Here is a 22,731-nt window from a genome sequence, read left to right as displayed (position 1 = left end):
TGGCTGCATATTAGGCAACTTCTTTCTTTTTAAACTAAAGGCAGTTTATTAATTAACCAAAACAACATTTTGAAACTTAGAGATGACTATGCATTGGAGGGAAGCGCATGGCTGAATTTTTTATGCACCCATTGCTGTGGCTTTTTGGCTGGCGGGAAAGGATCGGAGAATGAGGAATAGCAAGTACGGACAGCCCAATCAGGGCTGTTTTTTATTGAAAAAAAGGATTGGCAGAAATGCTGAAACATATTTTTTACAATAGTTTAACACGTCCTAAAGAAAGGTTTAAATTTCCATCAGTACAATGTCAGTATAGAGGAGGGATTGCATGAAAATAGCTGTTGCAGGAACAGGTTATGTGGGATTAATTACAGGTGTTTGTTTAGCAGAAATGGGACATCGGGTGATTTGTACAGATATTATGGAAGAAAAAATTCAGCTTCTTAAAACGGGGCGATCGCCTATTTTTGAGCCGGGACTAGAGCAGATGCTGAAGAACAACCTCTTAAGCGGCCGTTTAGCATTCACTGTAAATCCTAAAATTGCCTATAAGGATGCAGAAATAATCTTTATTGCAGTTGGTACACCGGAAAACCATGACGGGACAAGTAACCTGGATTACGTTCATGCAGCAGCTTATTCTATTGGTATATGTATTGAAAATGATGTTATTGTCTGTACAAAGAGCACAGTTCCTGTGGGGACAAATGAAAAAATCAAAGAAATTATTCAAAGTGTAAAGCCTCCGCCTCACCAGGCAGAGGTTGTTTCCAATCCTGAATTTCTGCGAGAAGGTTCGGCAATTATTGATTTTTTCAACGGTGACCGAATAATATTAGGAACCAATTCAAAAAGCGCAGCAGCAAAATTGGAGGAACTTTATCTTCCTTTAAAAATACCTATCATTAAGACTGATATGCGAAGCGCTGAAATGATTAAGTATGCATCAAATGCCTTCCTCGCTGCCAAAATCAGCTTTATTAATGAAATTGCAGCAATATGTGAAAAAACCGGAGCCAACATTGAAGAAGTTGCATATGGGATTGGAAAAGACAAGAGGATTGGGCCGTATTTTCTGCAGGCGGGAATTGGCTATGGAGGTTCCTGCTTTCCAAAAGATACAAAAGCCCTTGTGAAATTAGCGGGTAATGTACAGCACAAATTTGAGCTTCTCGAATCCGTAATCAAAGTGAATAATCGTCAGCAGACCTTGGCCGTCAGCCTAGCCAAAAATATATTAGGTTCATTAGAAGGCAAAAGAGTGGCTCTCCTGGGTCTTGCATTTAAGCCGGATACAGATGATGTTAGGGAAGCGGCGTCATTAATGATTGCCAAAAGACTTCTGGAAAATAACGCATCGGTTATCGCATATGATCCTGCTGCGGTACCCAATGCAAGGAAGGTTTTAGGAGATGCAATCGAATATACGATGAATGTACAAATAGCCTTAGAAAATGCCGACTTGGCTATTATTGCAACTGAATGGGAACAAATCAAACATTTTCCGCTGGAGTTATATACAGAAAGAATGAAATCCCCCGTTATAATTGACGGGAGAAACTGCTACTCTCTTCGAGACATCCGCAGACATTCTATCAGCTATATTTCAATCGGAAGGCCTTATATCATCCAAGATAAAATAATGGAAGGAAGATCATATGAAAATAGCTTTCTTCACTGATACTTTTTACCCTGACATCAACGGAGTCGCGAAAACACTCAAAAGATTTACAGACTATTTAAGCGATCAGAAAATCACCTTGAAAATATTTGCGCCATCCAGCCAATCAGATGAGTATGTTTCTTCCCATATTCGCAGATTCAAAAGTGCCTCTTTTTTCCTATATCCAGAATGCAGGGTGGCTTTTCCAAATTATTTTCATATCAAAGAGGAACTTGAAAAGTTTAATCCTGATTTAATACATGTTGCCACACCTTTTAATCTGGGACTTAGTGGTCTTTACTGCGCTAAAAAGTTAAATATCCCTATAGTGGGGTCGTACCACACTGACTTTGACTATTATCTTGAATTCTATGACCTCAAATTTCTGTCAAACATACTTTGGAAATACATGACCTGGTTTCACAGCACCTTTAAGAAAGTCTTTGTTCCTTCGTCTGAAACACTGCAGCAATTAAGACTGCATGGATTTTCAAATTTGGAATTATGGCCAAGAGGTGTCGACTGCAAGCTGTTCCACCCATACTATGATAAATTATCAGTCCGCAGGCAATACTCCATCAGCAAAAAATACCTTCTCACCTATGCAGGCAGACTGGCACCTGAAAAAAATGTAGATATCCTCCCTGATATAGCGCAATTACTCCCACCTCATTTTGAAGAAGATATTCATTGGCTAATTGTTGGGGACGGACCACTTCGAAAACAATTACAGGAAGCAGCTCCAAAAAACATGACCTTTACGGGTTATTTAGCAGCCCAGCAGCTAGCTGAAGTGTACTCAGCATCAGATTTGTTTGTTTTTCCATCTCCTACAGAAACCTTCGGAAACGTTGTTCTTGAATCAATGGCCAGCGGAACGCCTGTAATTGGTGCGAATGCGGGGGGAGTTAAAAGCATTATTCAGAATGGTGTAACAGGTTATTTGTGTGAACCTGGAAATGCGGAGGATTTCGCTGCTTCGATCATAAATCTGCTCAAGAACCATAAAGTCAGAAGCCGAATGGGGTTTGATGGCAGGGATTATGCGTTAAAGCAGAAGTGGGATGAAATCTTTGATAATCTAATAGGTCAATATAAAGCGGTTATAGGGGAGAGTGGCGAGAAGAAGAAGAATGACCTCAATCCTTTCCAGAGTGAATTTACAGAAGATTACCTTTGCAGAAATAATTACAGGGTGCCGATAATGCAGCAAAAGCTGGAGTTGAACCGCAAAAATATAACCACCTCTAAAAAGTAGTCCCAGACCGGAAAGAAGGAGTTCGCTCTTACCCTATAGAATTTAATACAACAAATGGTTTGTCTAATTCATAATTTCTTTTAGGGAATAACCATGAATATTCTAAAAAACGTGGAAGTAATTTTTTTATTTACTTTCCTTCTTACCTCTTGCAGCAAAAACAGCAGGTGAACTATACCCATTGGGTAAATTAGTGAAAAATATATATTGAAAGTACTGAAGATGAGGTAGAATCCATACTTTCTCACAAACTTTTAAGGAGAATTTCCTAGATGCGTGCTTAATTTAAAATTAGAAGATATAGAAACCCTCAATACTAATGGACAACATGATGGGAGTCGTGTTTTTTTAGAAATTGAACTTAAGAATGGGGTTACTTTTAGAGACGTTTATTGGACTGAATCCAATACATTTCATTCTAGTATAGTTGGAGATAAACATATAAAGGATATTCTCGAATATGAGTTATCAAATTTAAGAAAAAATTTACATGAGTTTGATAAAGCTGCTCTCAAATATGAGGGCAGCTTTCCTTGTAATACTTGAACCTATGGCATTTAAGCTAAAAATGGTGAACCATTACACAATAATCTATAGGGTACATTACTTAAAGAACCAGCTGCAGTCTAAGGCGCTTTCTTATTGTACTAAACGGGCATGTTAATTGAATAAGCTTTCGCTAATCTAAATTTAGAATATAGTATTATCACTCCGTGTTTCTGTATGATAAATATTCTAAAAATCTCTTGGAAGCAAGAGAAAGTGTTTTTTGATCTCTGGCAGCAATACCAATATTTCTAAAAGCAGGAACTTCCAGCTCTTTCGCTATAATTTTGTGAGGTATACGCTGTAAAATCAATTCTGGTAATATACTGATTCCCAGCCCGTTTTCCACCATAGACATAATGGCATAGTCATCCCAAGTTGTAAAATTAACTTGCGGTGAAATATGGTGCATCTCAAAAATCTCTGAAATCTCTGCTTTTGCTCCCTTTTCCAATAGCATAAACGGACTGTTCAGTAAGCCGCTAATTGGAAACTTCTCACAATTAGCAAGCGGATGGTTTTGGGGAATCACTACCAGCAAACGGTCTTGTTCCAAAAAAACCGTTTCAAGATCTGCTTTTGACGGCAGCCGTACAAATCCGAAGTCAACACGTCCATCTAAAACCCATCTTTCAATTTCTGTGTAATCACCAAGCAGAAGTTCAAAATCAATCTTCGGGTAATCCTTCTTAAAAACTCTGATCATGTTAGGGAGCCAATGAGTTGCTACGCTGGAAAATGTCCCAATACGAATAATCCCGGACTGTATATGGTGTAAGTCTTCGATTTGCGTCATTAAGATTTTGTACTCATTGCAGATTCTCTTTACTTGGGGCAGTAATTTTAAGCCATCAGAAGTTAAACTGATACCCGCACGTCCTCTTTCAAAAAGGGAAACCCCCCATTCCGTTTCTAAATCGTTAATCATACGGCTGATCCCAGACTGTGTATAGTCCAGTGATTCGGCAGCTTTTGTGAAGCTGCCGAATTCTGCTGCCCTGACAAATGCCATATATTTTTGGATATTCATATTTCTTTTCCTTCCCCATCTGGTTTTGTCATATATATCATGAGAAACATTCGTTTTTGTAATATCTGACACCATGATATGTTATTAATATCAAAAATTCAAGGCAGGAAAGGGGAGCTATAAAAATTGTTTTTTGTGAGTGAAATAATGAAAAAAGCACCTGTCTTCTTTTAGTTTCCGCCCCAAGAAAGGGTCTGCATTCCGACTGAGATTTGAAAATGAAGTTAAATAAACATAATAAGAATCTGCGAAATACAAGCTGATTCGCAGATGGGCAGGAGCAGAAGATGAAACCTAAAATTCAGTTTATATTATCAATGATTACTTTCGGTACAATTGGTTTGGTGGTCCGATATATTGATTTAGCTTCGAGTGAAAGTGCTTTACTAAGCAGTTTCCTGGGATGCATATTTTTATTGCTGGTATTCTTCATGATGAAGAAAAAAATACCTTGGAATTTAGTAAAAACGAATGCTTTATTTTTGATTCTTTCAGGTATTGCATTGGGAGGAAATTGGATTTTTCTTTATCAATCGTATGACCATACGACAATTGCCAATGCAACGCTAGGTTATTACTTTGCTCCTGTGATTGTAATGATTCTATCTCCCTATGTCCTTAGGGAACATTTATCCGTTAAAAAAATGGTTTGTATTGGTGCAGCAATCATAGGTATGTTAATGATTGTAGGTGAAGGCATGAGTGCATCAGAATCAGATGATATTCTTGGACTTTCCTTTGGATTAATCGCAGCAGCATTTTATGCTGCGTTATTGCTTTTAAATAAATTTATTAAAGATATGGGAAAGTTAGAGCTGACCATCATTCAGCTTGGAACAACCACTTTACTGTTAATGCCATATGTTTTCCTTACCGAAGGATTTGGCATCTTTGAAGTATCAAGTTCTTCTATTCCTTTTATTCTAATATTAGGAGTCGTCAACACAGGGATTGGGTTTTGGTTATTTTTCTCCGGTATGGAAAAATTTAAAGGACAGAGCATAGCTATGCTAAGTTATGTTGACCCATTTGTAGCTATATTGATTTCCGCAATTATCCTGCAAGAACAAATGACAATTATTCAAATGCTTGGTGGTATACTGCTATTAGGCTCTACACTAGTTAGTGAATTGAAATCAGTTAACCATTCCAATAGATTAATGAAAACCAGCTGAATAAACTACAAAAACAGTGGGAGGCAATCGTTTCCTACTGTTTTTTAGTTTGATAACTTTAAATAAGCCGCCAGGACCGAGAGGTGATTGAAGAAAGGTTTTTAAATTTGTCAGTTTTTTTCTAATAAAATCAAGGCGCATGTTAGTTTAATAATGGGTAGCTTTATTAAAAAGTTAATCCGTCTCTTTGTAGCTGTTTTAGCAATTATTGATTTTTCTATTGACTTGAAATGCATTTCATAAATTAGATTGAAAGTAAGCTGATTTTCAACGAAGGGAGAAGAGAGATGAACAGAATGATTAACCTTCAACAAGATGAACATGTACTATATACCCTTACAGGGTTATTGGAAATCTTTGATGGAGTACAAAATATCTGCTATGGTGATTTATTTTTAACTAATAAAAGATTATATGTAATAAGCACCAAGCCAATAAATGTTGAAAAATCTTTTTGGTTTAAAGGAGAAATGAGAAACATTGAACATTCGACACTCATTGTAGGAAAACACAGGATTGCGATAAGATGGGCATACAATGGAAACCTCCTTTACTTTATAAAAAGCTTTTCAGAAATTGGATGTAAATGTGTAGGTTCTCTTGATTCCTGATATATGTGGGAGGTATGTGATGACAAATATTAAAGACATTGCAAGATTAGCAGGTGTATCTGTCTCTACTGTTTCTAGAGTCCTTAACAATTATAAGCACGTTGCCAGAGATAAAAGAGAGTCTGTTCTTAGAGTTATTGAAGAAATGAACTATACGCCAAATAAAAATGCGATTGATTTAATTAGAGGAGAAACCAGAACAATAGGCGTTATTCTCCCATATAACAACAATCCAGCATTTGATCAGATATTAAACGGTATACTGAACAAGGCATTAGAGCATGATTTTTCGATTACGGTACTTCCTTCAATCTATAGTAAAGAGAAAGAAGTGGAGTATTTAAAAAAATTAAAAAGCAAGCTGTATGATGGCATCATTATCACTTCAAGAGCAAATGATTGGGAAACGATCATTCCGTATACTGGGTATGGTTCTATCGTTTCTTGTGAATATACACAGCACAAAGAAATTGGATGTTCTTATATGGACCGTTATTCTTCTTATCTAGATGCCTTTCAATTATTAAAAAACAAAGGGCATTATGCTGTAGCTTTCACAACAGCTAGGATAGAAAGCAATAGCACGAAGCAAATGATTGGTGCTTATAAGGAGATTTTTGGTGAACTTCAACCTAACTATCATATTTCAGGGTGTCTTTGCTTAGAAGACGGATATAAAGCAGCGGAGCATTTCCTGCATTTACCGGAGAGACCCACAGCTGTCTATGCGAATGGAGATGAAGTGGCTGGTGGTATTTATTTATATGCTAAGTCTCAGCAATTAAAAATCCCTGCTGATTTAGCAATCATTGGTCAAGAAAATCAGCCAATTGGTATTGGTATGGGGATTACTACAGTAGATCATCAGTTAACGAAAATTGGTGAGCAAGCTTTTAGCCTAGTTATAAAAAAATCTAGAGAAAAAGTAAAAATACCTTATCATATTGTGGAGAGAGATTCTGTTTAAAAACCCTGCTTTGAAGGTGTTTAACACGGTGGTAAAGATTGAATAAAAAATAGTAGTGGAATGTGGTGAAAGTTAGTGCATAAAAAGTTTATTGTCTTTGATATAGATGGAACATTATTAACGACAGAAATGAAGTTTCTCGACAGTACAAAACAAGCTTTGGTTTCTCTTAAAGAAAAAGGCCATTACATCTGCATTGCGACAGGACGGGACTACGCTTCAGCAAAATCCATCGTTGACGAGCTTGAAATTGAAACATATGTTTTATGCAACGGATCACTTGGATATGTTCGTCATGAATTAGCGCATGAAGTAATGTTATCAAAAGAGTCTATTATGAAACTTATTGAAATTGCAGCGGAAAACAATGATCAGATTGTGTTCCAAACAGTGAACGGAATAAAAAGACATTTCGAAGAACCTGGAGAGTCGTTAATTAAGGCTTACGAAAGTCTAGGATGGTCGATCCCTGACTATGATGGATTGTATTGGGAACGAAACCCAATTGTTCAAGCTATGCTTTTCTGCAAGCAAGAAGATCTTCAAAAATACGCGATCGAAGAATTCAGATATGTGAGTTGGCACAAATTTGGTTTAGATGTCATTCCTAAAGAAGGTTCGAAAGCAAATACCATTTTGAAAATCGCCGAACAAAATGGATTTAAGCGGGAAGATATTGTTTTTTTCGGGGATGGAATGAACGATATTGAACTAATGGAACTATCAGGAATTGGGGTCGCAATGGGAAATGCTGAAACAGAAGTTAAAGAGAAAGCCGATTTAATCACGGATAGTTGTAATGAGCATGGAATTTATAATGCTCTTAAGAGCTTGTCATTAATATAGAAAAGAAGAAATCTTAAAAATCAATCAATAATTTTCAGGGAATTAGTTTTTACCGACAAGATTTTGTGAATGTTCTCACTTAAAGTAAAGCTGCCCTGTACAATGAGGGCAGCTATCCTTGCTTGTTAAAGAAAAAGTTTTAGTGAAGAAAGTGAAAAGGGGAATTACCTGTTTTAGCTTCCTTCCATACCAGATTTATTAATAATCCTCATCATTCGGGAAAGTTTGTTTAATTTTCCTCTGAACGGGGATTACAAATTGTCTATGTAAGAATGTGCTAATTACTGCTTTCTTGCACGAAAAAACCGCATGCACCCAGCAAAGATAGAATAGTGCATGGCGATCAATACTTTTTCAAAAAATAATATTTCGTTCTAAAATCCATATCTTAATGGAAAGTCTGTTGGAAAGATCATACCCCTTTCTAAACTAGCTGAGAGAAGATTTCCCCCAGTCCACTAATGTTCCTAAAACAATATACTTATATTAAATCCCATTAATAAAGGTTTAGCTCAAGAAGTTCGGATCATTTTCCGGCCATCTTCATCGTAAGCCTAATTTGGATCTATAAGTACCTTTGAAATTTGGGCCGCTTTCTGAAAATCTTCGCTTTCCATATAGTGATCATATAGTTCTTTGGCATACTTGTTTATAAAAACCGTATGCTTATTTGTAATAAAATAGGGTAGGGCATCTTTCTCTAAGAAGGTGTAATACTTATTTAATTTATTCTCTGTAAGTAAAATAAAAAGTTTGAATAATAGATGGTAAAATTCGTTTTCCAAGTTTTTTGCCATGGAAAGTCCTTCTTGTGCTTTTCTTAATATTGAGGTTTTACGCATTATCTTTCCCGCAAGACCGCTTTCCAAATAATTGTACAGGCGTTGAAGATATGAAGTGGAATGCTTATTAGTCATAGAAAGTGCTTCTTTATAAAACTTATGTGCATGAGCATAATCTTTTCTTCTAAAATGTTCAAACCCAAGATTGTTTAATAGCATTCCTTTTTTATCAGTGGCTTGCAGTAATTCACTGTGATGAATCAAATTATGATAGGATTCCGTTAGCTCTTCTAGATTGAGGTGTATGTCGTTTCCAATCTGGAGAAGCATCAGCGACTCTGCCGTGATCGCCATAATGGAATTATTGGTTTCTCTAAAATAGCGGAGTGCTTTTTCAGCATGCACATAAGCCATCACTCTGGAATCGATACAGTGATAAGCAACGGCTAAATCATAATTGTATTCAGGATTTCCATATTCATCCTTTTCTATTTCTTTCAAGACTTCTATAGCCTTTTGATGATTTTCGGTTCTGGATGAAATACAATTGCATATGTAGTATATTCCCCATGCATGCTTCAGCAGGTTTCTCTCATAAGGGGGGAGGCTGGGGTGTTCTTTTTGTACAGACTGTAAAATAGAATATGTCTTTTTATAATTCATCTTTATGATATAATACCTTGCCTGTAACAGCTGGTATAATGCGGCATATTTCGAAGATTTAATATAAGGGATTTTCTTCAATTCTATATTGATTTCATCTACTTCTTTTAATCTCCGCATAACAATGGCCTTATGCCACTGATTGAGCTGATTCCCCAGGTTTTCAAATCGAAGGATTTCTTTCTTTATGTCGAGGTGCAAGCGTTCTGATAGTAATTCGATAATCTCTGCAGAACAAGCTGTATGCCCTCGCTCAATCTTGCTGATATAGGAAAGAGTGCAAATTCCAAAACCAAGTTGTTCCTGGGTAAGACCTGCCTTTTTTCTGTAAAATTTAATGATTTCTCCCTCTATCATGTGATACTCTCCTTATGCGACTTAAATGACTTTATGTAATAAGTTATAATATTTTTACAATAGTACCACAATTTTCAACTTTATGACTAGTTACTATTAGCACATAATCATGTTATTGAGTGGGTTGTTAGAATGACCCAGTGTTTTTTGAAAAGTAGAAAAGTGAAAAGGGATGTCAATAAATAAGGCCATGAATGAACTAAATTCATTCATGGCCAAATGTAAGTTTCTTAGTTTACTCCTACAGAAGCATAAGCATCCATAACAGCTTTGGTCTCTGCAGAAGGCTGCCCATTTCTATCTGGATGCAAATCTCGAGCAGCTTGAATAGCTGCTTCACGCATTTCTTTAAATCCGGAAGTTGGCGTTAAGTATAAAGTGAGAGCACGGTAGTAGATTTTTTCCGCTTTTGTCCTGCCAATTCCTGTAATATCTACTCCGTTATTTGTACCGCCTGCAGTAATTAAGTAAGCTGCTTTATTATTAATGCCGCTGTTAATATGAACCCCACCGTTATCTAATTCACCTTGGTAGCGATCTTGATAGGTATCCGGATAACGCCCTGATGGCATATATTTTGTGCTAACACTCTTAGAAGCGGGGTCACTCATCGAACGAAGTCCTCCGTCGCCAGGAATGTTTGGAGTGGTGTTATCCTCTCCTAGATCCCATTCAACCTCTCCTGTTGCGTACATTTCCGCGAAATTACCAAGGATGTCTGCTATTGATTCATTGATCGCTCCCGATTCATTTTCGTAAATTAAGTTTGCCGTATGCTCAATAACACCGTGTGTCATTTCATGCCCAGCTATATCCAAACCACCTGCAAATGAACCAAATTCAATTCCGTCCCCATCTCCATATAGCATTTGTTCTCCATTCCAGCCGGCGTTATTCCACTTTTCCCCAATATGAACTGTATTAATTAATTTCATCCCTTTATCATCTAAGCTGTTACGCTTATGAACGTTTTGATAGTATTTGTTCACTTTATCAGAGTTGAAATGGGCTGAAACGGCTGCTGGGTTGTGAAAAAAGTTACTAGTATTGGTTGTTGAAACTTCCCATCCCGTGAAGCCAAAAATTGCTGAAGAAATTAAGAATAAAGTTTCATCTATACGACGAGCGTCAAAAGACGATATTGGCACAGTATTGCTGTTGGCAACAGAAGTACCATGCAGATAACTTGTTTTAGTTTCCGAATCCTTACCTGCGTTGAAAGATTGCATATCGCCATGTACGTCCAGTCCTCTAGCGGTAACTGGGGAAAGATCCGTTGGTTCAGCACTGTGAATTTTATTGAAGCTGTCGATCACTTCTCCTGTTGCTGCATCCACAAAGTAATGGTAGTACCCGGGTGCCGGGATAGAAGTAGATGCTTTAACTAGGTAGGTTAAATAATACTTGCCTTTATATGGATAGATCGTTAATTCAGAATCTATATCATCATAATTTTTCACTTCACCAATCTCTGATTCTACGTCATTTTTGACAACCTCTATAGCCTTCTCTTCTGAAATGGATGCCTCAGTTGGAATGGTCGTACGAGTCAAAGTTTGGGTGACCTTGCCAAATGATGCAAATACGTTATTGTTCGAATCTAATGCTACAGTTTGTCCAGAACCATATACTGGAATACCATTGTATTGCTCAACAGTTCGTGCATGGTATGTACCTGTCGCACGATCCGTTTTCTCACTTACAATTTTAAATTGCCCTCCTTTGGTTAATGACCTCGCAGCTGGATTTTCCACTTTTGATTGGAGGTAAGCCTTTACAACTTCTTGCTTACTCAATCCTTCAGCTTTAAAGAGAATAGTTGAATTGCTGGTTGAATCTGTTGCAAAAGCTGGTACGGTTGGCATTATTCCCCCGAATGTCACTGAAAGAGCCAATACAGCAGGAATAACCACCTTTTTACTCATCTTATTCTGATTCTTCTTTTTCATAAACACACCCCTTATTGAATTTTTGTTGGAACAATTAGAATTATTCAGAAAAGTTTCGGCAAAATCAATATTAACCAGAGAAATTAAATTTGAGAAAATTTCAGACGGGTTTTGCGGTGTTTTAAGTGTTTTCGGGTCTAATCGACAAATTTCAGCGTTGTTTTGTAATGGAAATTTCTCAATACAATTTTCTGACAAATAAGTAATAATGATTTCTATCAAGTCATTTTGCTTAGGGGGGTGAAAAATGAAAAAAGCTGCTATTCATAAAGCCATCATACTTACTTGTTTATGTTCCATGTCATTTTATTTAGGGCTGCATGTAATAGGAGAAACAGAAGCTTCCTTTTCAAGCCAAGTTTCAACAGAACCTATAACAGTATCTGCAGCAATTATTTTTCCTGAAACTATTAAATTACTAGAAGATAGGGCAGATGAAATTGCAGATCAGATGCACCGCGAGTATGAACGGATTCATACTGTTCAAGCAGAAGGATCGTTACAGGTGTTACATGATAGATTTACTAAAGTTGAATCTATCGAAAAGGAGCTGTATCAGCAATTTACGGCTCTTCAACAGATTTATAATGAACTTTCCGACTATCATAACCAAACTAATGATAATGGTCATACCTTTGATTATGTTTCTGAAGGGCTGCTCAACGTAGAAAACAGGTTAAAGGAAGTACGGGAAAAGATAGATTTTCAAAAACTAGAAATGATCCTCTCCTCTATTTCAGTGGAGATAAAGGAACGAGAAGATAAAGCTTCCCAGGGAAATACTCAAGTGAAACAACATAACGGAAGCACTGAAATTCAGATTGAACCTGAACATGAGGCAACAAAAAAGTTAAATAATAATGAGCAGGCGCCGGAACATACAGAAAAAACTCAGGAATCAAAGGAAGAAAAATCTCAGGAAACTGCACAATTCCAGAAACGTCAAGAAAACTCTAAATCTCTTATTGAAGGGTCATCTAATCAAGAGACATCACAGAGTTCAAATAATAATGAGCAGGTGGTAGAACATGCAGAAAATAATTTTGAGATGCCTAAGTAGTATTTTGGGATTCGCTTTCGTGGTCGTCGTCTGTTTCTTAGCATTTGTTGTTCTTTCTTCAAGGATATCTGGTTCAGAACCGACTTTTTTAGGATATCAAGTCAAAGCAGTCCTATCAGGTTCCATGGAGCCCACTTTTCAAACGGGTTCTATTATTTCAATCAAGTTAGGAACTGATCATTCTAATTATCAGGAAGGTGATATTATTACTTTCCGGTTAGAAGAGAAGATCGTTACCCATAGAATTGCAGATGTGAAACAAGAGGATGGACAAGCATGGTATAAAACCAAAGGCGATAATAATGACGCTCTGGATTTATGGTCTGTTCCCGCACAAGATGTGGTTGGAAAGTACACTGGCTTTACGATTCCGTATATCGGGTATGCATTGAACTTTGCAGCTTCAAAAACGGGGTCAGCTCTTTTGTTGATTATACCGGGTATATTGTTGGTAATTTCTTCATTGCGCACCATCTTGAGTGCGAAAAAAGAGCTGGAAGTAAATAATGCAAGATGATTTAGGTTATATCTCCCATGTATCTACACACATACATAGGAGTTTAATAATAATTTTAATATTTTAAGGGGGATTTACAATGAGTTTTACAAAGAAGGTAAGTCAAGGTGTTATGGGTGCAGCATTAGGATTGTCATTAATCGGCGGAGGAACATTTGCCTATTTTAGTGACTCAGTCGAAACCCAGAACACATTCGCAGCAGGTACATTGGATTTAGGGCTAAATCCTAGTACAGTTGTTAACATTAGCAATATCAAGCCGGGTGATGAAATTTACCGTGAATTTACACTTGAAAACAACGGTACATTAGATATTGGAAAAGTGCTGTTAGATACAAGTTACACCGTTGATGATGCCCAATTGGATGGAAAAGCCAATCAGGATGATTTAGCAAAACACATCAAAGTTACGATCATGTATAACACAAGCAGTTCAACTAACACTGTTGTAGAAACTACATTACATGATTTACAGACTAAACAACCAGACTTAACTCAAATAGATAATCTTGCAGGTCCATATCCAGATGGCATTCCTGCAGGCGAAAAAGAAAAAATATTCGTATTATTTGAATTTGTAGACAATGGAGAAGATCAAAATCAATTCCAAGGTGATAAGTTAAAAGTAGATTGGACATTTAATGCAGAGCAAACAGATCCTGCTTACCATGACGATACAGAGTCAGATAATAACTAATAGTAAAGGTGCTCTGCTATTTTTAAATAGAATCCTAGCTTCAGTTTAATTCTTGGATTTCAAGAAAGCATCGCACCAAAAAATGACGCCATCCTTTCTAAAACCTAATTAGAAAGGATGGCGTTTGCTGATGCAGCCAAATGTAAACTTGAAGTTTCACAGCGATATAGATTAAGTTTTCTTATATTTTTTTAACGTTGTAATTTGTCAAAAGCCGAACTAATTCGTTATTTAATAATGAGCCTTATTTTGCATTCAGACTATAACCAGGAGAAAGCAATGAATATAACTAGACTTGAAATTAAGATTAACTTTAAACGTAATCGCATGATCCGTTCAGGTATAAAAAAAGGTTTAAATCACCCGGATACAATTAGACTTAGTCAACAGTTAGATAAACTGTTGAATGAATATCAAAAAGGTAAGTTCTATAGGAGCATCCACCACATAGCATATTTACAATGTTTAGGCTAAGGCACTTGGATAATTATAAATGATCTAAGCCTTAGTGAGAAAAGTATTAAAAGATTTTATGATAATCCATTTAGATCTTTACCCCAAATCATAACTGCTGCGACCGGGATAAATTTACCAGAAAACGTACTATAAACCTATTTATCGTCTTTTTTTTCGTAGCAAGGAATACTTTCGTCATACAAAAAAACCCCGATTGTAAATAGGAAGGAAGGGAACTAGAATGAAAGTGTTGGAATATTCTAAACACTAAAGAGAGGGTATTTAAGCATAATAAAAATAATAAAGAGAGTGGGGAAACATATGAAAGTCAGTTCTATAATGAAAAAAACAGCAGTGATTACCTTGTCTGCTGGATTGCTAGTTTCACCTGCAACTTCAATTTTCAGCATACCAGAAGCAGGTGCAAGTGAACGAAGTGCTGAAGACATCTTATCCACTTTGAACAGTGAACAAAGAAAAGCCTTAGAACAGCTGCAACTGAACACGGACGGAGGGCTGATAGGCTTCAAAAGCGAAGATCTATCCTCACAGAAAGAAATCTCCGTTATCGTCCAGTTTAAATCAAAGCCTAGTAAAGTAGCGGTTCTGGAAGCTGCCTTAAAAGGCAAGGAATTGAAAAAAGAGAAAGCCGATGCAGAGGTTGAAAAAGAACATAAAACGTTTAAAGCTGACATCCAAAATATCTTACTGAAAGAGAATCCCAAAACAAAAAGCATCTCAAGTTCCATTTCCCATACGTTCAAAAAAGCCTATAACGGTGTAGCCATGACATTGCCAGCCGATCAAGTAGCACTCCTATTGCAATCAGATGTCGTCCATGCAGTATATAAAAATCACACCTTTACGGTTGATCCTATTCAAAAAGAACTGCCTAAAGATATTGAAAAAGAAGTCACCACTTCTGTTGAGAGTATCCCTTATTTAAAAATTGATGAATTACATAAGGAAGGGATTACGGGTAAGGGTGTTAAAGTAGCTGTTCTTGATACGGGGATTGATTATAACCATCCAGATTTAAAGGATGCTTATAAAGGTGGATATGATTTTGTTGATGATGATAAGGATCCAATGGAAACATCCTATAAGGATTGGCAAAATTCGAATCAGCCTGAAATCAATCCCTTTACAGGCTCGACCTATTATACATCCCATGGGACACATGTCTCAGGTACGATCGCAGGTCAAAATAAAAATGACAGTGAAGTGTCTGTTGTAGGGGTAGCACCTGACGCCGACCTATATGTGTACCGTGTGCTGGGGCCTTATGGAAGCGGAACCTCTGAAGATGTTATTGCAGGTATTGAAAAAGCAGTGGAAGACGGAATGGATGTTATGAACCTTTCATTAGGTGCAGCGGTAAATGATCCAAATTATCCAACGAGTACAGCGATTAATTATGCCGTTTTAAACGGTGTAACGGCAGTTGTTTCTGCAGGGAATTCCGGACCAGGCTCTAACACAGTCGGGTCACCAGGTACTGCTGCATTAGCTTTAACGGTTGGAGCGAGTGACGTTCCCGTTGAGCTGACTACGTTTACAGGTAGTGTATCAGAGGATTGGTCCACTGAGCTCGTAAGTATGGGAAGAAGCTTTGCGGATGATTTTTCTAAACTGGATGGTCAATCCCTTGGACTTGTCGATGTAGGTTTAGGTGCACAGGAGGATTATACAGGCAAAAATGTTGAAGGAAAAATTGCTTTCGTCCAACGCGGGAATTTTGCCTTGGCTGACAAAATCAAATTTGCCAAAGAGCATGGTGCTCAAGCTGTGATTATGTATAACAATGTTGACGGCCAGATTGGTCAAAACCTTGGTGAATCGACTGCATTTGTTCCTGCATTCTCTATCACCAAAGCAGCAGGTGAGCAATTAAAAGCGAAGATCACTCAAGGGGATACAACTCTTACATTCTCAAATTTAAAAGAAACCCAATCAGAAGGAGATAAACTGGCAGACTTTAGTTCAAGAGGACCGGTCAATGATAATTATGATATGAAGCCAGAAGTCGTTGCTCCAGGGGTGAGTGTGCTTTCTGCATACCCTTCTTATATGATTGACCCTGAGAATCAGGAAGATTATGAGTATGCCTATGCACGTCTTTCAGGAACATCAATGGCGGCACCCCATACAGCTGGAATCGCGGCTTTATTATTAGATTCGAAACCAGATCTTGACCCTGACGATATTAAAACGATTCTTATGAATACGGCGGATCCTTTAAATGGTGAGTATAGCCTGTATGAAGTGGGGGCTGGCCGAGTGGACCCTTATCAAGCCATTCACGGTGATATGAAAATGCAGGTGACCGATGAAACCCTCATTCCAGATGGTGCTGGTTTTGTAACGGTTAATAATCCATCCGGTGATATCAGCTTTGGTAATCACTTTGGCGCAGAAGGAAGTTATGTCCGTGAAAATCGAAGCATTAGGTTCAAAAATAGCAGTGATGTGAACAAAACGTTTACGGTTTCTGTTGAAGAAAATGCAGCGGAAGGAACGAACAGCCTAAGTAAAAATGGTGTTTCCGTTAGTACAGGCAAAAGTATAAAAGTAAAAGCAAATAAAGAAGTGAAACAGAATGTCTTCTTAACGGTACCGAAAACAGCCAAAGTGGGTCTATATGAAGGATTCATTACACTCACAAATAAAGAAGATTCATCTGATCAGTACCGTATACCATTTAATTTTAGAATTACAAAGGAAGGGTTACACTATTTAGATTTACTGACACCTTCAATAACACCGCCATATTTAAATCAAGAAAGAACGATGATTGATAATCGTTTAGGTGCTCTGGCTAGATTTAATTTAAGCTCACCAGCGGAAACAATGGATGTCATCCTTCAAGATGGCGAAACAGGGAAAGATATAGGTTTCCTTGGAACGGTGAATTTAAAAGGCAGTCCACTAGATCGGGATCTTTCTTTAATAGGACTATTTAACGGAAGATATTACGAATTCACTGGGAACTCCAAACAGCCGATTGCAGAAGAAGAGAGTTATGCACAGCCTGGTCACTATAAATTGTTATTTGTAACAACGGGTACATCCGGGAAAGTGACAAAAGAAACACGTGACATCTTCATAGATATAGATGATCCGAATTTTGAAAGTTCACTCGACGGTCCATCACCATTCCTTGAATACAAACCAGGGCAGGAAACATACCCATTTGAAATTCAGATTACTGATCCACTCGTGGAAAAAATGCAGAATGCAGGAATCGAAATCGATCAATCATCGAATGCGGTCATTTATAAGTGGGGAGAATGGGGATTCCCTTCTAGTCCTGTCGCTATGGATAAAGATGGGAAATGGGCAGAAGAGATAGCTATGGAAGAATCTATACAAGCACTGAGATTTACAATGAATGGACTTGATTCTGCTGGTAATTCACCAGTGCAGAAAGATTATTACTTTGTCAAGGAGGGGACACCTGTTACGTATGTAAAGAGTGATATCAATAAAGTAAAAACAGGTGAAACGGTTCAAGCTCAAGTAATCTTGGATAATGTAAGTGATGCTAAAGAAGTAACTTGGAACTTTAAAGATAGGTTCGGGTCAATGGAATTAATCGATGCCAAGCTTGCCAATGGAATATCCGACAAAGCTGCAATTGCAGTTAATGGTGATGAGGTGAAGGTAACCTTTAATGGGACCAATGAGACATTTGACCACACTGCAGTTGTGGAAGTATCAGTTAAGATTACGGATGAAACCTTCCTTACTGGCACTAGTATTAATCCTACTGCTACTCTAATAAATGGTCAAAATGAAACAAGTACACTATTAAATGCTGGCCAAAAGATAGAGGTCGATCCACAATATAATTCAGCTTATGGCTATGTATTAGCGGAAGGATTCCGTAATCCTGATAACGATCTGCTTGAGAGCAGAGATTGGTCAAAGGTTGGAGGATCTGTGAAATTTATAAAATCCGATAGTACTATAGTGGACGCTACTTCTTTAGTAGAGGATAGATTAAATTACCGGGTAGAAAAACTTCCTTTAAGCAAGGATCCATATACTTTGGAGATTAAGATTCCTGGTCACTTTGAAGTTCACAGTAAACAACATATTGGGTTTGAATACAAAGGTAAGCTTTTTGGTAAAAATCATTATGTTAATCCAATTGATATTACAGCTGGTGATGTCAATCAAGACCAAGTCATTGATGTTTTAGACGCCATTGAAATCCAAAAGGCCTGGAAAACCGATAACCGTTCGGCTGACATCAACTTTGATGGGACGGTTGATGCGAAAGATATCGCCTTTGTTCAAAAGAATTACCAGCTGCAAAACAAATTTGTTGAAAATCCACCGGCTCCAAAAGAAAAGCATGATGGGAAAACATTAGAAAGTATTTTAGAAGAGTTGGGTGTTGAGTAAAGCAGGAAGTATTATTGTTATCAGAATTAAAACAGGAATTAAATGAAAAATATTCGAATCGTATAGGATACCTGATGAATCCCTACTACCGTATCAGGTAGTAGGGGTAACTTAGTTGAGAACACCTTTTTCACAAGTGAATGACCTTCCTGACATCAATAGCAATTTGAAAAAAACAAAAGAATCAGGATGTTAGGAGTAAAACTATGAAAAGAAGTACAATGAAGCTGCTTTCAAAGTAATCGGGTGTATTCTCTTCTTTTATTGAGGAGGTAGCTGAATAACGGTTGCATATATCAGTATAAAATCCTTACTTAATGCAGGAAGTAAGGATTTTTTGTTGAATGATTAAATTTAGAATATTTTGGAATGTGAGAGGAGACAAAAAATGGGTGAGAAATTATTAAGAGTTGGCACAACCTATATACCAGTAACTAATGTAGATCTTTCTTCTGATTGGTATGTAAATAAATTAGGAGCAGAGTTAAGCTACAAAGATCAAGACAAAGCAATTTTAAACATCGCTAATCAAAGCATTTTTCTTGTGAAGTCTAATGAAAATCAAAGCTCTAATTTCTTTGATATTTACGGTGATGAGCGTTTTTCATTAACATTCGAAGTAAATGGATTAAATGCCTTAGAAGCAATACATAAAGACTTTAAGCATAGTGAAATTAGAGTTGGAGAGATCGAGGATAGAGGACACACGGGAAGAAATTTTGTTTTTTATGATTTAGATGGTAATAAATTTGATGTATGGAGTGAGCTTAGTCCAATCTTCAAAGAAAAATATCTCATTTCCGAATAGATAATTTTATGAGGAGGCAATGTTTAATAAAGCATCTTCCGTTAATTGTTCAATAACGGGAAAGTTTGTGAGTGGAAGATCCAATGTACCTTATAGAGCAGACAATTAAAAAGGTCTGCCCTATAGGGTCTTTATTTGTCATGAAGAAGGAATAAAAGCTGGATGAGCCGAATAATTCATAGTGATCATGGGTTTGTTGTATTCTCAAAATAAAAGAGAGTATTTCAATAAGAATATTTTTTCGTTATATGGCCGACAGTCGAAAATGAAGGTTATTTTATGCGTATCAATGGCTTTTTTGAAATTGATTGAGGATTAGTGTTTCGTCACCCGGACAATACCCTGCCGTGTTGAAGAGAATTAGAGGCTGGAGATATAGGTATGTCCAATATGGAAGGGACCATTTGAATTTGGTTTTTACCTTTTTAGGACCGATTAATTTGTACTTTAGTTTAACTTTGAAAGATTACACTAAACAGTGAGGAGAATGTTTGTATGCAAGTTGTAACCAAAATGTTTTTAGAACAACTCGACATGCATTGCCATGAGAATGATTGGTTTGCATCCATGAATCAGGCGCTTCATGGAGTCAGCGCAGCTGAGGCAGCATGGACAAGTTCGGGAATCAGCAATTCGATTTGGCAGATTGTCAACCACTTGATTTTTTGGAATGAAGACGTAATCCATCGAATTAAGGGCACAGAGAATCCGCATAAGGCAGAAGACAATGAAGAAACCTTTGGAAATCCGGGGGATCCAGAAGACGAAATTGGGTGGACCCAGACAGTGCAGCGCCTTAATGAAGTTATGAATAAATTAAAAACGGTCATTGCGGACCTTGACGATGAAAAGTTAAAAACTCCGTATGCAGCTAACAGGTATTCTATTGAACGTTTACTCAGCAATATCATGATGCACGATACGTATCATATCGGCCAAATTGTTCTGTTGCGAAAGTTGCAATCCTCTTGGGGTGGCGTTGATTGGTCCTAAAGCACCATAATTCAGCGACTTCCGTCCAGCCGCAGAAGCAGTATTGACGGTGTGAAGCCCTTTCATTCTCTATGGTGAAGCTGGGAATTCCGAGTCACACATATACAAGGACATCTCGACCAAATTGAAAGAGTCAAAAAAGCCTTTAAGGAGAAGCGAGTTTAAAGATTAATATTTATCTTCTAAACGGGGCAGCCTTCATGCAGAAAAACAAAATTTGTGAATACATGTACTAAAACTTTAGGTGCTTATGTTAACATCGGCTGCCGAACCAGGCGGCTTTTTCATATTGAGCAAAAGGTGCAGTATAGTTATAACTTTCAAGTTGCAAAAAAATTAAGGGAATTGATGGAGAATTACCTGTATTTTATCCTAAATATAGGTAGCTGCAAAAATCAGGGGATCTTTAGGAGGAATAGCAGATGGATTTGAAATATCCAATTGGCCAATTTCAATATAATGGTGAAATTACTCACAGTGTTACAAGTATTTGGATAAATGAGCTAGAAGAGTTACCAAGATTGTTACGAGATGCTGTAAGAGACTTAGATAATAAAAAGCTTGATACAGCTTATCGTACAGGAGGGTGGACTGTTCGACAAGTAATACATCATCTTGCGGATAGTCATATGAATGCCTATGTTCGCTTTAAATTGGCTCTTACGGAAGAAACCCCTGTAATTAAGCCATATGATGAATCGAATTGGGCGGAACTATCTGATTATAAATTGTCGATTGATATTTCACTTTCACTTCTCGAAGCACTCCACGAGCGCTGGACCAATCTTTTACGCAGTCTAAGTTCGGCTGATATGGAAAAAACATTTATTCATCCGGATTCAGGAGAAGTTTCAGTAGGTGAAAATATCGGAATCTACGCCTGGCATGGTAAACATCATCTTGCACATATTACTTCTTTATGCAGTCGTATGGGATGGTAAATGCTTAGTTGGATTAACATACTTTTTTAACGGGTTATTACCTTATGATCTAGCTAGCTGCCAAAACAGGCGGCTTTTTTCTATTTGAACCAACAGGGGAAGTTAAATAAAGAAGGTATTAATAAAAATTGAGCGAAATATACAAAAATATTGCTGATTATGGGGGAGTGAAATGAAAACATATTTGGAACCAGTGGTCAAAAATATATATGCTTTTTTAGTATGGGATGAATCTTGGAACTCTTATAATAACTGCTATTTGTTGCTTGAGAACAATAATATTATTCTTATTGATTCAGGAAAGAAAGAACATTCTCACTTGCTGTTTTCCGCACTAAAAAAGAAAGGAATTTCTAAAAGTGATATAACTCATTTTATTGCCACACACGGTCACAAAGACCATATTGAAGCAATTCAATTTTTAGGTGAAATTGAAGGCTATATTCATAATCAGGATGTTGAGTTAATTCCAGAAAATATTAGAAACAAATTAAATATGAAACTTCCAGACAACGGCCCAACTGTAAGTAATTTAGAATGTGTTCTCCTGGGACACCATACTAAAGGTTCTGTTTTCCTATATCAACGTGAAAGCAAAGTGCTATTTTGCGGAGATCATATCTGTTTTTTTGGAGAACAATTGAGTGGTAATGTTGTAGATACAGGTGTTTGGGATAGGGAAAAATATAAGCAGTTTGTTTCTGAATGGTCTCAAAACGAGGAAATGAGGGAACAGCACAATTTTAGTTTATTTATAGAAGGGTTAAAAAAAATTACCAAATACGATGTTGAGTATTTGTGTACGGGGCACGGTGCAGTTTTAAAAGGTAAAGTAAATGAATTTATTTCTGATTTGCTGGAGTTTGAATAGTTAAATAATATTTTTTTAATTAACGGGAGCTGTTCTTCAAGAGGGAGAATAGCTCTTTCTTGTAACGGAATAGTTTAGTTTAACAAGGATTTTCGTAGAATACAGGAATTTCATTTTTATTTACAGAATAT

19 protein-coding genes are annotated in these 22,731 nt (G+C 37.1%); 16 read left to right on the top strand and 3 right to left on the bottom strand.

All coding sequences use genetic code 11. The features are described from left to right. The first annotated feature begins 328 nt into the window (after positions 1 to 328). From A361_RS15455 to A361_RS15445, 3 genes are all read left to right on the top strand, one after another. On the top strand, positions 329 to 1,681 hold the full coding sequence (locus A361_RS15455; protein WP_019382083.1) for a UDP-glucose dehydrogenase family protein: 1,353 nt from the start codon (positions 329 to 331) through the stop codon (positions 1,679 to 1,681). Beyond that, the gene (locus tag A361_RS15450; RefSeq protein WP_019382082.1) at positions 1,659 to 2,921 is read left to right on the top strand and encodes a glycosyltransferase family 4 protein; all 1,263 of its coding nucleotides are present in this window, start codon (positions 1,659 to 1,661) and stop codon (positions 2,919 to 2,921) included. The genes A361_RS15455 and A361_RS15450 overlap by 23 nt, the downstream gene beginning before the upstream one ends. Positions 2,922 to 3,197: 276 nt before the next feature. Further along, positions 3,198 to 3,467, top strand: a complete 270-nt coding sequence (locus A361_RS15445) for a hypothetical protein (RefSeq protein WP_019382081.1) — start codon at positions 3,198 to 3,200, stop codon at positions 3,465 to 3,467. A 160-nt stretch (positions 3,468 to 3,627) separates the two neighbouring features. Here A361_RS15445 and A361_RS15440 read toward each other — a convergent pair whose 3' ends face one another. After that, complete coding sequence (locus tag A361_RS15440) at positions 3,628 to 4,497, bottom strand: LysR family transcriptional regulator (RefSeq protein ID WP_019382080.1); 870 nt, start codon at positions 4,495 to 4,497, stop codon at positions 3,628 to 3,630. A 287-nt stretch (positions 4,498 to 4,784) separates the two neighbouring features. Between A361_RS15440 and A361_RS15435 the strand changes: the two genes are divergently transcribed. From A361_RS15435 to A361_RS15420, 4 genes are all read left to right on the top strand, one after another. After that, a complete protein-coding gene (locus A361_RS15435) occupies positions 4,785 to 5,672 on the top strand; it encodes a DMT family transporter (protein WP_019382079.1) in 888 nt (295 codons plus the stop codon). A 287-nt stretch (positions 5,673 to 5,959) separates the two neighbouring features. After that, positions 5,960 to 6,283 carry a hypothetical protein gene (locus A361_RS15430; RefSeq protein ID WP_019382078.1) on the top strand — a complete coding sequence of 108 codons (324 nt, stop codon included), beginning with the start codon at positions 5,960 to 5,962 and terminating at the stop codon, positions 6,281 to 6,283. A 19-nt stretch (positions 6,284 to 6,302) separates the two neighbouring features. After that, complete coding sequence (locus A361_RS15425; RefSeq protein WP_019382077.1) at positions 6,303 to 7,250, top strand: LacI family DNA-binding transcriptional regulator; 948 nt, start codon at positions 6,303 to 6,305, stop codon at positions 7,248 to 7,250. 75 nt (positions 7,251 to 7,325) lie between these two features. Next, positions 7,326 to 8,096 (top strand): Cof-type HAD-IIB family hydrolase, encoded by a 771-nt coding sequence (locus A361_RS15420; RefSeq protein WP_019382076.1) that lies wholly within the window; start codon positions 7,326 to 7,328, stop codon positions 8,094 to 8,096. Positions 8,097 to 8,650: 554 nt separating this feature from the next. Here the strand turns inward: A361_RS15420 and A361_RS15415 are convergent. Next, positions 8,651 to 9,898, bottom strand: coding sequence for a helix-turn-helix domain-containing protein (locus A361_RS15415; protein ID WP_009334044.1), 1,248 nt, complete (start codon positions 9,896 to 9,898; stop codon positions 8,651 to 8,653). Positions 9,899 to 10,128: 230 nt separating this feature from the next. Further along, positions 10,129 to 11,823 carry a M4 family metallopeptidase gene (locus A361_RS15410; protein WP_157888594.1) on the bottom strand — a complete coding sequence of 565 codons (1,695 nt, stop codon included), beginning with the start codon at positions 11,821 to 11,823 and terminating at the stop codon, positions 10,129 to 10,131. 271 nt (positions 11,824 to 12,094) lie between these two features. Between A361_RS15410 and A361_RS15405 the strand changes: the two genes are divergently transcribed. From A361_RS15405 to A361_RS15365, 9 genes are all read left to right on the top strand, one after another. Continuing rightward, positions 12,095 to 12,907, top strand: coding sequence for a DUF4047 domain-containing protein (locus A361_RS15405; RefSeq protein WP_019382074.1), 813 nt, complete (start codon positions 12,095 to 12,097; stop codon positions 12,905 to 12,907). Continuing rightward, entirely contained in the window at positions 12,876 to 13,424 is a 549-nt protein-coding gene (gene sipW, locus A361_RS15400; protein ID WP_009334047.1) for a signal peptidase I SipW, read from the top strand. Before A361_RS15405 ends, sipW begins: the two co-directional genes overlap by 32 nt. Positions 13,425 to 13,503: 79 nt before the next feature. Further along, a complete protein-coding gene (locus A361_RS15395) occupies positions 13,504 to 14,121 on the top strand; it encodes a TasA family protein (protein ID WP_019382073.1) in 618 nt (205 codons plus the stop codon). A gap of 237 nt (positions 14,122 to 14,358) precedes the next feature. Continuing rightward, positions 14,359 to 14,595 (top strand): aspartyl-phosphate phosphatase Spo0E family protein, encoded by a 237-nt coding sequence (locus A361_RS15390; protein WP_167543173.1) that lies wholly within the window; start codon positions 14,359 to 14,361, stop codon positions 14,593 to 14,595. A 321-nt stretch (positions 14,596 to 14,916) separates the two neighbouring features. Next, complete coding sequence (locus tag A361_RS15385; RefSeq protein ID WP_236887890.1) at positions 14,917 to 18,987, top strand: S8 family serine peptidase; 4,071 nt, start codon at positions 14,917 to 14,919, stop codon at positions 18,985 to 18,987. 388 nt (positions 18,988 to 19,375) lie between these two features. Beyond that, positions 19,376 to 19,795, top strand: coding sequence for a VOC family protein (locus A361_RS15380; protein WP_009334051.1), 420 nt, complete (start codon positions 19,376 to 19,378; stop codon positions 19,793 to 19,795). A gap of 495 nt (positions 19,796 to 20,290) precedes the next feature. Beyond that, positions 20,291 to 20,788 (top strand): DinB family protein, encoded by a 498-nt coding sequence (locus A361_RS15375; protein WP_009334052.1) that lies wholly within the window; start codon positions 20,291 to 20,293, stop codon positions 20,786 to 20,788. A 422-nt stretch (positions 20,789 to 21,210) separates the two neighbouring features. Continuing rightward, positions 21,211 to 21,729 (top strand): YfiT family bacillithiol transferase, encoded by a 519-nt coding sequence (locus tag A361_RS15370; RefSeq protein WP_019382070.1) that lies wholly within the window; start codon positions 21,211 to 21,213, stop codon positions 21,727 to 21,729. A gap of 172 nt (positions 21,730 to 21,901) precedes the next feature. Continuing rightward, a complete protein-coding gene (locus A361_RS15365) occupies positions 21,902 to 22,600 on the top strand; it encodes an MBL fold metallo-hydrolase (protein ID WP_019382069.1) in 699 nt (232 codons plus the stop codon). Positions 22,601 to 22,731: the final 131 nt, after the last annotated feature.

Source organism: Cytobacillus oceanisediminis 2691, from assembly GCF_000294775.2.
GTDB classification, from domain to species: Bacteria; Bacillota; Bacilli; order Bacillales; family Cytobacillaceae; genus Cytobacillus; species Cytobacillus pseudoceanisediminis.
This window is presented reverse-complemented; position numbering and strand designations above follow the sequence as displayed.

Bases quoted from the DNA above. Each gene is read 5' to 3' on its own strand.
- A361_RS15455 (WP_019382083.1), top strand. From the start codon at position 329: ATGAAAATAGCTGTTGCAGGAACAGGTTATGTGGGATTAATTACAGGT.
- A361_RS15450 (WP_019382082.1), top strand. From the start codon at position 1,659: ATGAAAATAGCTTTCTTCACTGATACTTTTTACCCTGACATCAACGGA.
- A361_RS15440 (WP_019382080.1), bottom strand. From the start codon at position 4,497: ATGAATATCCAAAAATATATGGCATTTGTCAGGGCAGCAGAATTCGGC.
- A361_RS15435 (WP_019382079.1), top strand. From the start codon at position 4,785: ATGAAACCTAAAATTCAGTTTATATTATCAATGATTACTTTCGGTACA.
- A361_RS15430 (WP_019382078.1), top strand. From the start codon at position 5,960: ATGAACAGAATGATTAACCTTCAACAAGATGAACATGTACTATATACC.
- A361_RS15425 (WP_019382077.1), top strand. From the start codon at position 6,303: ATGACAAATATTAAAGACATTGCAAGATTAGCAGGTGTATCTGTCTCT.
- A361_RS15415 (WP_009334044.1), bottom strand. From the start codon at position 9,898: ATGATAGAGGGAGAAATCATTAAATTTTACAGAAAAAAGGCAGGTCTT.
- A361_RS15410 (WP_157888594.1), bottom strand. From the start codon at position 11,823: ATGAGTAAAAAGGTGGTTATTCCTGCTGTATTGGCTCTTTCAGTGACA.
- A361_RS15405 (WP_019382074.1), top strand. From the start codon at position 12,095: ATGAAAAAAGCTGCTATTCATAAAGCCATCATACTTACTTGTTTATGT.
- sipW (WP_009334047.1), top strand. From the start codon at position 12,876: ATGCAGAAAATAATTTTGAGATGCCTAAGTAGTATTTTGGGATTCGCT.
- A361_RS15395 (WP_019382073.1), top strand. From the start codon at position 13,504: ATGAGTTTTACAAAGAAGGTAAGTCAAGGTGTTATGGGTGCAGCATTA.
- A361_RS15390 (WP_167543173.1), top strand. From the start codon at position 14,359: ATGAGCCTTATTTTGCATTCAGACTATAACCAGGAGAAAGCAATGAAT.
- A361_RS15385 (WP_236887890.1), top strand. From the start codon at position 14,917: ATGAAAAAAACAGCAGTGATTACCTTGTCTGCTGGATTGCTAGTTTCA.
- A361_RS15380 (WP_009334051.1), top strand. From the start codon at position 19,376: ATGGGTGAGAAATTATTAAGAGTTGGCACAACCTATATACCAGTAACT.
- A361_RS15375 (WP_009334052.1), top strand. From the start codon at position 20,291: ATGCAAGTTGTAACCAAAATGTTTTTAGAACAACTCGACATGCATTGC.
- A361_RS15370 (WP_019382070.1), top strand. From the start codon at position 21,211: ATGGATTTGAAATATCCAATTGGCCAATTTCAATATAATGGTGAAATT.
- A361_RS15365 (WP_019382069.1), top strand. From the start codon at position 21,902: ATGAAAACATATTTGGAACCAGTGGTCAAAAATATATATGCTTTTTTA.